This is a genomic window from Enterococcus crotali (assembly GCF_000633635.1).
Classification (GTDB): Bacteria; Bacillota; Bacilli; order Lactobacillales; family Enterococcaceae; genus Enterococcus_L; species Enterococcus_L crotali.
In genome coordinates this window covers 267,992-279,761 of the sequence record NZ_AYPQ01000004.1, presented here as the reverse complement: position 1 = coordinate 279,761, position 11,770 = coordinate 267,992, and the positions used below count along the sequence as shown (strand labels likewise).

The 11,770-nt window shown below is 34.3% G+C and carries 12 protein-coding genes; 2 read left to right on the top strand and 10 right to left on the bottom strand.

Features of this window, described 5'->3' with window-relative positions; all coding sequences use genetic code 11:
* Window positions 1–39 precede the first annotated feature (39 nt).
* The 6 genes from V192_RS0111555 to V192_RS0111530 form a co-directional block, all read right to left on the bottom strand.
* Entirely contained in the window at window positions 40–816 is a 777-nt protein-coding gene (locus tag V192_RS0111555; RefSeq protein ID WP_025871889.1) for a WxL domain-containing protein, read from the bottom strand.
* A gap of 69 nt (window positions 817–885) precedes the next feature.
* On the bottom strand, window positions 886–1,110 hold the full coding sequence (locus V192_RS21270; protein ID WP_082266022.1) for a hypothetical protein: 225 nt from the start codon (window positions 1,108–1,110) through the stop codon (window positions 886–888).
* 14 nt (window positions 1,111–1,124) lie between these two features.
* On the bottom strand, window positions 1,125–1,448 hold the full coding sequence (locus V192_RS0111545; RefSeq protein ID WP_029948238.1) for a hypothetical protein: 324 nt from the start codon (window positions 1,446–1,448) through the stop codon (window positions 1,125–1,127).
* A gap of 2 nt (window positions 1,449–1,450) precedes the next feature.
* Window positions 1,451–2,512, bottom strand: coding sequence for a WxLIP family cell surface protein (locus V192_RS0111540; protein WP_025871885.1), 1,062 nt, complete (start codon window positions 2,510–2,512; stop codon window positions 1,451–1,453).
* A 40-nt stretch (window positions 2,513–2,552) separates the two neighbouring features.
* A complete protein-coding gene (locus V192_RS0111535) occupies window positions 2,553–3,188 on the bottom strand; it encodes a hypothetical protein (protein WP_029948237.1) in 636 nt (211 codons plus the stop codon).
* A 142-nt stretch (window positions 3,189–3,330) separates the two neighbouring features.
* The gene (locus V192_RS0111530) at window positions 3,331–4,014 is read right to left on the bottom strand and encodes a winged helix-turn-helix domain-containing protein (protein WP_025871883.1); all 684 of its coding nucleotides are present in this window, start codon (window positions 4,012–4,014) and stop codon (window positions 3,331–3,333) included.
* A gap of 157 nt (window positions 4,015–4,171) precedes the next feature.
* Between V192_RS0111530 and V192_RS0111525 the strand changes: the two genes are divergently transcribed.
* Window positions 4,172–5,695, top strand: a complete 1,524-nt coding sequence (locus V192_RS0111525) for a helix-turn-helix domain-containing protein (RefSeq protein ID WP_025871882.1) — start codon at window positions 4,172–4,174, stop codon at window positions 5,693–5,695.
* Here V192_RS0111525 and V192_RS20930 read toward each other — a convergent pair.
* The 4 genes from V192_RS20930 to V192_RS0111510 form a co-directional block, all read right to left on the bottom strand.
* Window positions 5,681–6,397, bottom strand: coding sequence for a hypothetical protein (locus V192_RS20930; RefSeq protein ID WP_051581952.1), 717 nt, complete (start codon window positions 6,395–6,397; stop codon window positions 5,681–5,683). The two genes, V192_RS0111525 and V192_RS20930, sit on opposite strands and share 15 nt — an antisense overlap.
* Before the next feature lie 53 nt (window positions 6,398–6,450).
* Window positions 6,451–7,218, bottom strand: coding sequence for a helix-turn-helix domain-containing protein (locus tag V192_RS20925; protein WP_051581951.1), 768 nt, complete (start codon window positions 7,216–7,218; stop codon window positions 6,451–6,453).
* Window positions 7,219–7,542: 324 nt separating this feature from the next.
* Entirely contained in the window at window positions 7,543–7,884 is a 342-nt protein-coding gene (locus V192_RS0111515) for a YlbF/YmcA family competence regulator (RefSeq protein WP_025871881.1), read from the bottom strand.
* Between the two features lie 68 nt (window positions 7,885–7,952).
* Window positions 7,953–10,115, bottom strand: coding sequence for a PBP1A family penicillin-binding protein (locus tag V192_RS0111510; RefSeq protein WP_025871880.1), 2,163 nt, complete (start codon window positions 10,113–10,115; stop codon window positions 7,953–7,955).
* 521 nt (window positions 10,116–10,636) lie between these two features.
* On the opposite strand from V192_RS0111510, the gene V192_RS0111500 reads away from it, so the two are divergent.
* Complete coding sequence (locus V192_RS0111500; protein ID WP_025871879.1) at window positions 10,637–11,593, top strand: endo-beta-N-acetylglucosaminidase family protein; 957 nt, start codon at window positions 10,637–10,639, stop codon at window positions 11,591–11,593.
* The last annotated feature ends 177 nt before the right edge of the window (window positions 11,594–11,770 follow it).

Here is an 11,770-nt window from a genome sequence, read left to right as displayed (position 1 = left end):
TTTTTTATATTTGTGTTTTTTTGTTATAGTTATGTGTGTTTAGTTAAATACTGGAGCGTCATTTAAAGTCCAATGAACTTTACCTGTAAATGATTTACCACCAAGATTTTGCTGATCAGAATCAACAATATTTAGTTTTACATTTTGAATTACAGAAGACACACCTTTTCTAAATGTATTTGCATCTTTCTTTGTAAAGATATCTGCTTTTGTAGTACCACCAGCTTCTAAAGTTACAGTAGATGCAGCTACAACACCTGTATCGTTAGGCAATGCTTCTAAAGCGCCCTCTTCCCAAGGTTTGTTACCGATAAAATCAGTCTCGTCCTCATTTAGTGCAGCCCCAATGTTGTATAACTTAGGCTCATTTAAAGCCATAGTTATTTTCGCTGATTGTAATGTTGCAGCACCATCAGATGTTTTCAGTTCAGATAGATTAGCTTTTAGAGTCCATGGAGAATTCTTGCCATCCACGCCTTGTTGTGTATAATCTCTATCATCATTAACAACAATGTATTGACTCTTATCTGTAGTTGGTTTATTACCGATAGTTCCACCATTATCACCTGTAGTATTAGCAAACATTGCAATACCGCCAACAGCCTTTTGATTACCAAATTGGAAGCTACTTGGTTTAAAAACAACAGCTAAGTTGTTTTTAAAAGGTCTCATATCTTCTGCTTCAACCGTTGGGTCATCACTAATAAAGCTGACTCCTACATCAGTTTTTGTTTCTTTCTCTGCTGCATTAGCTGGAGTTGCTACTAACATTAATGCTGCTGATGAAAGTAATGTAACCATAATCGCTTTTTTCATTTTTATACCATCCTTAACAAGCACAGATATAGATTGGTGACAGTTACTGTTATAAATTGTTCATTAACCCTATTGTAGGATTTCTATCTGTTCCTTCAATAGTGAAAATAGATAAACAATCAATCCTAAACATGTCAATGTAGTGAATAGTAAGCTAAAGTTTAGTATAAATCTCGTTTTCTTTTTCCTTAATTTCTTTATTAAAAATGTGTCTCTTGACAAAGTAATCAAGAAAACTAGTAGCGATATAATCGCAATCCCACTTAAAATAAACAGCCATAAATAATCAATCATTTGTTTTAATCTCCCTATACGATTTTTAACATAATATTTCTCAAACTAAAGATACCTACAAACAAAATCAGAATGGAACAACCAATGAATGTCCAAATAAGTGACGTGACCAATTCCCCCATCGATGGCAACTTTCCATTAGCATTGGAAATTGGTTTAGGAATATAAGGTACATTCGTATCTGGTAATTTATCGAAAGGTTCTTCTGGAGTTGTATCCGTTTCAAACACGATTCCTACATCTGTTAAATCTGATTTAACTACTGCTTCAGCTGGTTTACTAATAAGCAAACCACCTACCATCAGTAGAAAAAACAACCCCACAATACATTTCCTCATTTTTATTTTCCTTCTTTCTTTTTCTTTCTCTTCTTCCTTTTTCGTCTTCGCTCCCACTCTGTTTCCATTTTTTTTCTTCTTAATAGTAATACTCCTGTTGCACCGACCATAAAGACTAGACAAACAATAGTCGTCACCTTGATCCATAAAGGCGTTATAATCTTAAATCCGCTTTCTTCATTCATACTCTTAGCCTGATCACCTGTGATTATAAATTCCTTTTCAAAACTCCAATCCCCATGAGTATTTTTAGCGACCAAACTTAAAACATATGTCCCCGCTTCTATATCAGAAGTTCCCCAGTCCATTTCAAAATCAAATTTACTATTAGGTGCCAAAGCATAGTTCTCGACCTTTTCTGTTTTTATTACTTTTTGATTTTTCTTATTTTTTAATTCCGCTGTGATTGCTAATTTGGAGAGAACTTTTGGTTCTGGATTTTGTAATGTTGCTAAAATCATTTTTTTCCCTCGTAAAAGCAACGATTTGGCATCAAGCAAATTCAATGTTTGAGCATTTTCATAATCCTCTCCAGATTCTGAGGTCAGAATACCAATTCGATAAGCAAATTGACTTGCCATGGTACTGTTATCATCAGAATCATCTAGTTCAAAAACCAACGTTCCCATTTTTACACCTGCATAATGCTCTTTTGGTGGTGTTAAAGTAAATTTAGCTTCTTTTGCTTCAGCTTTTTCAACTGTCATACTTGGTGTTTCTACTTTAAGTATTGAACTCATAGGGTCTGATAAGGTTTTATCTAACAACTTCTTATCTGTTGTATATTCGACTGTTCCTTTGTTCCCAGTAAACGCATCTTCTACGTAAACTTTCACATTGACTGGTTCAACTTGAGTACTCTTTACTATTACTGTTAGTTCCTGTTCTTCCCCAGGTGTTGTTTGAACATAGAAATAACTTTTTGTCGGATCGATTTGTTTCCCGTTCAAAATGGCTTGAACAGAATAGCCTAAGTTCTCGCTCTCTGCCATTGAATGAGTAGGAAACAAGAATATAAACAGCCCTGCCAGTAAAACCAAACATATAAATTTATTTGTTTTCATCTATTATTTTGATTACTCCTTACATTAAAAATTTACGATGCTATTCTTTGATTGCTTCTACAAAAATATCAGCATAATATTTGTTATCTGAATCTAAATAGATATCTTTATCTAAAACAACTTTTGCTTTGCTCCATGATTTTAAAAAGCTTATGACTTCTTCCTGTGCTTCTTTTTCTGTTCCAAATGGTCCTTTGATTTCAATGACGTCTCCTTCTTCATATTGACTCACTTCTTTACCCAAACTAACCTTGGTAAGAACCAACATAATATAAACTAAACTTGCCGCTAATATAAGGATGACAGCAAAGATAAAACCGTTAACGTTGATTAATAAAGATAGACACAAAAATAAATCCAGACAAATGAATAATAAACTTAACTTCTCATGCCTCTTCGTTTTCTTGCTTATGAAAAACAGAAAATAAGCCAATAACATTGTAAATGTGAATAAAAAGAAACTTAAAACAAAATAAACAAACGCCCCATCAAAATTACTATTTAAAAAAGACAGCATCCGAAGAAACAGCGACAATCGTTTATCTACATAAAAATAAGCTTCCTTATAAAACAGATAAAAACTAATTAAATATGCAAGCCACCCAATCAGTAAAACTCCTTGCATGATATATAACCCTTTGACTAGTGACCTTTTTTCGATAGTTTTTTCTATCATCTTTATTTCCATCCTCCTACATATCTAAAACAATATCTGTTGTTTATTATTCGATACAGCTTATTTTTTTATCGTTTTCTATGTGGAGAATACCAACAACCTCCACTTTTATTCACTCACTTTTCCACACACTTCACTGACTTTATACATTCAACATATACCCTTTAGAGCGAATAGTTATAATGTACTTAGGTTTTTCAGCGTCTTCTTCAATCTTTTTCCTCAAATGAAAAATAATATTCGCTACTCTATAATGTTTATCACCTACATCTTCTTTATAGAGTTCTCGATATAATTCTTGATACGTGACTGCTACTTTTGGTTTTTTATGAAGTAGATCAAGTATTTGGAATTCCAAACGTGTTAAAGGAACTTCTTTTCCACCTTCAAGCAATGCACTAAAATTACTATGGATCATTTGAAGTGCTGCTGTTTCTTGCTCTACTACAGGCTCGATCACTTGCGCTACTCGTGACAGCATATTATGAATAACAAGTTGAATCTCCTCTACCTTCGTTTCGTTTGCGAAGACCATGTCCGCACCTAATTGTAGGTAAACCATCTTGCCAATCTCTTTTGTTGCCGTTGAAATAATCCAAATATAGCAATCAGAATTTTCCTTCATGTTTAAAATTAATTCACAGATTTTATTTAAATCACTTAACTCATTTTCAAAGGCTATGATGCCTTGAAGCTTTTCAGTTGCATGCTTCATTCCATCAAAATCATCTAATAATATAATTTTATGTTTATTATCCGATAATTTTTTTATGTATTTCTCCATTTTTTCATCGTCCTTGCCTTTTAAAACACCTATGTTAGCCATTGAATTACTCCTTTCTTTTTGTTTTTATATTTTTTTGTTATAATTTATATAAAAAGTATACCTTAATTTTCCTGCTTATTTTTTTCACTTTACTCAAAGTGCAATGATTTTATTGAAATAAAAAAGCATTACATCCAAACACTAAGGGGCAATAGTTATGAAAAATCTCTTTATGAAACACATTGAAAAGCAACAGTTTGAGTTGCTTAAACAGTTGATTTATAGTGAACACGGGATGACTGCTCATGAAATTATGGCTCATCTAGACATTTCGATTCATACAGTTTATCGTTATCAGCAGCAGCTAGCCGAAGATTTGACCCTTCTTTTTGAAAATCAGTCCGTTATGCTAAAAAAAACGAATAGTTGTTATGCCATATCTATTGATCCTTCTATAGATATTAGTTATGTCATCGATAAGATGCATCTTCATTACATAAAAAAATCTCAGCAATTCTCTGTTCTCCATGCCGTTACATATCGGTATTACAGCAGTGCTGAGTCTTTAGCACAAGAAGTTAACTTAAGTCTTTCCCATACATATAAAAACTTAAAAATCTCAAATGAACTTTTAAAACCGTTTGGTGTTAGCGTTGGCTTTTCTGCCGAAAGTAGTCAAACAAATTTCCAAGGAAACGAAAAAAACTTGCGAATGGTTTTGTTCTATAGTTACTGGTCCATTTTCAAAGGGATCGAATGGCCGTTCTTTCGCGCACCTAAGCTATTTTGTGAGCTACCTGCTCCAATCAAAAATAACTTACTGCCTCCATCTCAAAAAATCAGACTCTCTTATTATCAAAGTCTTACATACTGGCAAATGATTTATCGCAAAAGATTTGTTGCTATTTCTGAAGATTTTTTAGCTTACTTAGATTTATTTGAAGAAGTGTCTCCTGTTACTTTTCCTGCTGAAATCAAAGATTTGCTTTATAAAAATCATGTGTCACAGCAGCAAATTCATCAAGAAGAAGCCTATTTTGGCTTTTTAGCCCGTTTTTATATAGCCAATATTGATTCAATGGAAGATAAGCTAAAAATTGTTGATACATTGATTGCTTCTAAGCTGCCGCTTACCAATTTTACGTCGACCTTTTTAAACTCATTCCTAACCACTTTCAAGATTACATTGACTGAAGAGCGGTATGTTTCAAATTATTACCATATCTTATTTAACTTACTCTATATTCAATTTTTTGGTATTCACGCACCTTTCTCGCAACTTGCGGATGAATTGCCTTTGGTTGATAAAACACCGGATCCTTTATTCGCTGTCCACAAAGAGGCATTGACTCAATTCGCTTATGAGCAGTTACAACAGGAGCTTTTCCCTACGATCGATAAGGATTCTACTTTGATCCAGTACCTGACTAAATTGCTGCATGTAGCTTTGACAAATGCCACTAAGCATCAAAAATTGAATATCCTGATCCAGTATTCAAAAACAAGCTATGGGTATGATTTGATCAAAAATAATTTATCGATCATTTTTGGAAAAGATACGCTTGAATTTACATTTGATGAACATGCTGCGGATATTATTATTTCTGATGCTTTTGAGCATGAGCTGCACGATGTTGAACGTTCAAATACTTTTTTCTATTTTGAATATCCTTACAATACTCATGTGTGGCAAGAATTGATTTTATTTATCAGTAAACATCTGTATTCAAATTTTGCTTAGCTCCTTATCGCTAGCTTTTTGGTAATACATGATTCTTTGATCATATTTTTCCAGTAATTTATCCTGAATAACTTCTACTAAAGAAGAGAAATCTGAAAAATCCGAGAAGGTTGCTACATATGTTTGTTCAAAATCAGCTTTGGCATCGAGTACACTTGTGTCGGTGACAATGATATCTGCATTAGACATTGTTGTATCCACGCTTGTAACCCTATTGCCAAAGAGCAAGTTGATTTTTTCTTCTAGTAAATCACTAGCAAAAATTTTGGTATTTTGAACGAACACTCTTACTGGAGGGAATTCTACTTTCTGAAACCTAGTCAACAAAGTGTAGACAATCAGATAGGCATAATCTTGAAAGCTATCCTGATCAATATAATCAGGTATTTTTCGGTAATACTCATTGTATTCCGTTACTCTGAGTTCATTGATGATCTTTTTTACCTTCTCTTTTATGTCAGTTTCTAACTGATCCGCATAAAAAAAGTTTTCTTTATCATAAATATAATAAAAAATGTTACGATCAATAAAACAGGTATTTATAATCAGATGAAGTAGATCAATCTCTTTACGAATACTTAAATACAAATTCAAATCAGTGAATTCGTTAAAAAATTGAGATAAAATCTTACAAGTAAATTGTTTACTATGTTGAACAAAAGAGAAATTCTCTTGTGAAAAATACTCTTCATAGCCTTCCAACTCTAGCGGCTCATTAAAAATATGTTCTTTGTAAAAGAAAAATTGTGTTCCACTTATTTCAGCCCAAATTTGTTCACTATTTTTATTTTTTTTAGTGAAAAATAATCGAATAAAACTTTTACTCTCGGTTCTTGTATTCGTTTTTGTGCTAATTTGATCAAGGTTTCATTATCGAAGAAGTGTTTTTGACTGGAACGAACAGCGCTGATATAGATTATTAAACTGAATTTTAATTGCTTAATACTATTCAGCTCTTCCCATTCGTCAAGATGTTTGGCAAAATACGTACTCATTTCTTTATATTCCTGCTGATTAAACAGCCAAAAATTAGAGGCATTTGTAAAAAAAAGAAAGAGAAAGTTCCTAATTCGTAATTCTTCCCCAACAATTTTGTTTTCCCTTGATAAATTTAGACCGCATGTATGTAAAATATCTTTTAATTTCTTTCTATATCTTGAAAATGTTGCTGCACTGATAAATTCTGTCTCACAAAACTTTTTAACATCTATTCCGTCATACAAAAAAACATGTCTAACAATTTTATAGATGGTAGATTGTAATAAAAACTCACTGCCAATACTATTCAAATCAATGTTGCTTGCAGAGACATACTTGATTATTTGTCCAGCATAATGCACTTTAAAGATACCTTTTGACAAATCTAATTCTTGTTCAAATTGCTTGACAAAAATCGATACGGTTCTTTTGGCTAGTCCTGTTGCTTCAGCTATTTCTGTTATTGTAACTGCCTTTCTGCTACCATTGATATAACTCAAAACTTTAATTCTACGATCATAAATCTCATCTAAAAACAATCTCATTTAATGAATCACCTCTTTTATTTAAAAATAATTTTGTTTTTTTATAGATTTTACATCTTAATTATATACAGCCAAAAGAGAAGAATGTTTTCATCTTTCTCACTCTTGAAGAAGATTATCGAAAACCTAAACACTATATTAGGCTAATTTCTTTTATTATTTTTTCTATTTATGATCATTTGCAAAAAAAAGAAAGAGTCTGATTTCAGTTCTTTCTAAATAGATCTTTATATAAGTATTTTATGTAAGAAAACAACCTTCAAACAGCCTAAAAAGATGAACTTTTATCGGGCCGTTTGAAGGTTGATTTATTAATCCTTTTTTTTAGTCGTTATACAAATCACGAATCGGTGTCATGATAATGCGATTTAAATCATTTACGATCAAGCTGAAAGCTTGTTCTTTTTGCATCAATTGATTGATAACTTCTGCTTTTTGAACCTCAGTTGCTAAAGCTTGCGCTTTTTCAGCGTCTTCTTCTGAGAATTCTTCACCACGCATTTGTTTTTCTTGTAATCCTTGTTGGAACGTTTGGAACTCTTTAAACAATTTATACGCTTCTTCATCTGCTTTTACTTCAGCATAGGCTTGTTCCAACGCTTTAAATTCTTCCATTTCACGGATTTCGCGTTCTACTTGATTGGCTGTATCATAAATATTGCTCATTCAATCTCCCTCATTTCTATAAATTCTTCTCTTTGATTGTACCATTCTTTGATTCGTTTTCAAACTGATTATTGTCCAGTCAAACCACCAAAGAAGTCTTTCAAACCAGTTTTTGTTTTATCCCAGCCTTCTTTGATTTTGCCGCCGATATCTTTGGCGCCTTCTTTGACTTGACCACCAATATCTTTGACGCTATCTTTCCAGGCATCATTATTCCCAGGTGTTGTAACCTCTCCTGCCGGCTGTACGATGCCGCCTGTTGCATAAGCATCCGCTACTGTAAACGGCGTTTGTGCTGTATAAGGTAAAATCCCTTGGGTTTGGCTACTGAAAACAGTTGATGCATGTGTCGCACTGCTGCCTTGTAGATAATGACTTTCACTCGTTTGTTCAAACCCTAACCATGTTGCGACCACTACATCTGGTGTGTAGCCGACCACCCATTGGTCATTGGTTTTATCTGTATCAAAGTTCGTTTCTGTCGTTCCTGTTTTACCAGCCATGACGTAACCTGCTGGATCAGCGTTGATCCCAGTTCCTGAGCTAAATACGCCTAAAAGCATGCTTGTCATTTGATCTGCGGTATCTTTTGTGATGATCTGTTTTGTTTTGGCATTCGTATTATCCTCGATCACAGCTCCTGTAGAATCGACGATTTTTGTGATTAGATGAGCCTCAGACTGAACACCACCGTTAGCAAAAGCACTATAAGCATTTGCCATCGTCAATGGCGAGACTCCTGTTTTCAAACCACCAAGAGCTAGTCCATAATATTTATCTTCTTTTGCCAGAGGAATACCGAATTTTTCTGTTTTATCAAAGCCTTTATCTAAACCAATTTTATGCAATGTCCAAACGGCAGGTAAATTCAAGCTCTCCCCTAATGCTTGATACATCGGTACTTCACCGCTATTCGTCCGACTATAGTTTTCAGCAGGATAGTAATCTTGCGGTTTGTCTTCTAAAATACTATTTGGTTTCATTCCAGACTCTAAGGCCGGTGTATAAACCGAAATTGGTTTCAAAGATGAACCTGGTGAACGTTTGGTTTGCGTTGCGAAGTTAAACCCGCGATATACGTGCTCTCCACGACCGCCCACAACCCCTTGAACGCCTCCAGTTTTTGGATCAAGTGCAACCGAGCCGCTTTGAACCATTGCACCATCTTCTGCATTTGGTGGAAATAATGCATCATTCGCATAGGTTTGTTCCATCGCCTTTTGATAATTTTGATCTAATGCTGTATAGATTTTGTAGCCTTTATTCAAAAGATCCTCTTCTTTTAAGCCATACTTGTTGACCGCTTCATCGATGACCGCATCGAAGTAATATGGGTATCTGTAATCTGAATTTTGATCAGAATAATTGTCAATCAGCATACTGCCCATGTCAACATTTGCTTGAGCATCGGCTTCACCTTGAGAAAGTTTGCCATTATCTACCATCAACTGTAAAACTGTATTACGGCGATTCACAGCATTTTCAACATAGTCTATCGGGTTATAAATCCCAGGTCCTTTCAACATCCCGACTAAGGTTGCTGCTTGACCGACTGAAAGTTCACTTGCGCTAACAGCAAAATATTTATGTGACGCGTCTTCGATTCCCCAAACTCCGTTACCGAAGTATGAATTGTTGAGATACATTTCTAGAATCTGCTGTTTATCGTATTTTTTTTCGATTTCGATCGCTAAAAATAGCTCTCTGGCCTTTCGTGTCATCGTTTGCTCTTGTGTGAGGTAGGCATTTTTAGCTAGTTGCTGTGTAATCGTACTACCGCCACCGCCGCCGCCAATCATGCCAAAGCTCAGCTTCCCAACCACTGCACGTAACAGTCCTTTGATATCATAACCATGATGGGTCTCAAAATTCCGATCTTCCGTTGAGATCAAGGCATCTTTAACATATGGCGAAATTTGATCTATAGTCACAAAGGTTCCTTTTTGACCAAACAGCTTTCCTGCTTCATCACCATTTTTATCATAAATAACGGTAGATTCCTCCAGCCCCTTTTTCAACGCTCCAACATTCGCTGATTTAGCTAATGTAAATAAATAAATGCTGGTTACTAAAACAACGACCATACCTAAAAGCAAGATAATTTTATTGATTTGATATTTTTTCCAAATTCGCTTCCGCCAATGGTGAAAACGAACAAGATACGGTTTGATCCAAGCCCAAAAGCTTTGAAAACCAGATTTTATTTTTCCCATGATTGTTTTAACGTCCATAGTGCTCCCTCTTTATATAAAAGTTTCTAAGCCATTTTAACATAAATTATTGCTATTATTCATACGGCTTTAGCATGAATAATACACATAGATTTTGTTTTGCCTATTTTACCATGCTTTTCTTTTATTTTTATGTAGAAAAGGTTAAGAATACATCAAGAAATCGCTGCTCTTCTTTGATAAACTAGCTATTTGAGGTATAAATTCTTACTTTCATAATAAAAAAGTGCCAATTTAAAAAAGGTTTTATCATAAAAAATTCATATTTCCCCTCTATTATATAAGTATACCAACAAACAACCCTAACAAAACACTTTTTCATTTTTTAACTCCTTTTTCCCACTCTTCCCCAAAGAGTGGGTCTTTTTTATTCTGATAACATTTTCAACTAATTCTTCCAGACTTGAAATCTCTACCTAGATCATTTATTACGGCCTCACTAATTGTTATTATAGAATTTTCTATGCTACACTTTTTTTAAATGTAACCGCTTTACAAAAAAATAGAAGAGGAGAATTTTTATGTCTAAAAAACGATCATTTTTACTTATTCCAATTTTCTTTTTACTAAGTTTTAGCCTATTGCCAACTCATTCTACTGCCGCTCAGGCAAATTCAAAAGATCCGATCATGATGGCTTACTATCGTACTTGGCGAGACGTTACAATGCCTCACGATGCAAACTCTACCTTACCTGATCAAAACGTTACTGCGATGACCGATATTCCCGAAGGTGTAGATATTGTCTCTGTTTTCCATTATGTGAATCCTGGTACTGATCAACAGAAATTTTGGGATACGTTGAAAGATACTTATGTACCTACCTTACACGCTCGAGGAACTCGCGTGATTCGTACGATCGATATCAGAGAAGTTTGGAATGTCCCTCATGCAGGTACTACACCAACAACAGCTGAGTATGATAATTATGCACAACAGCTGATTGATACTTATTTAACACCATGGAACTTGGACGGTCTAGATGTTGATATGGAATCCAGTTTGACTGCTAAACAAGAAGAAATGGCTGTAGGTACGTTCAACGCGTTGTCCAAAAAATTAGGTCCAAATTCTAATACTGGGAAGTTGCTGATTTATGACACAAATAAAGATAATCACTCTTTATTTAAAAAAACAGCGTCTTACTTTGACTATTTATTTGTCCAAGCATATGGTCGTTCAGCATCTTCTTTAGATAATACGTGGAATACGTATAAAACATCGATCACACCGCAACAGTTCCTTCCAGGGATTTCTTTCCCTGAAGAACAAGATCATAATCGTTGGAATGATACTGTAGAACCTTATGAAACAAGCCGTGCCTATTCTTATGCAAAATGGAATCCAAAAGATGGTCAAAAAGGCGGGATGTTTGTCTATGCGATTGATCGGGATGGCAAACAATTTGGAGATGATACGATCACAAAAACCGATTTTAGCTGGACAAAACGTTTGATCAATACGATGACGGGCAACTAGCAAGGGTTTTGGTTTGAATCTTAAACACTTCTTTAGAAAAGCTTTACAGTTTCAGTTAAATTAATGCACAAAAAATTCATATTTGATTTGTATTATATATGTATACCAACAAACAACCCTAACAAAACACTTTTTCATTTTTAACTCCTTTCCCACTCTTCCCCAAAGAGTGGGTAT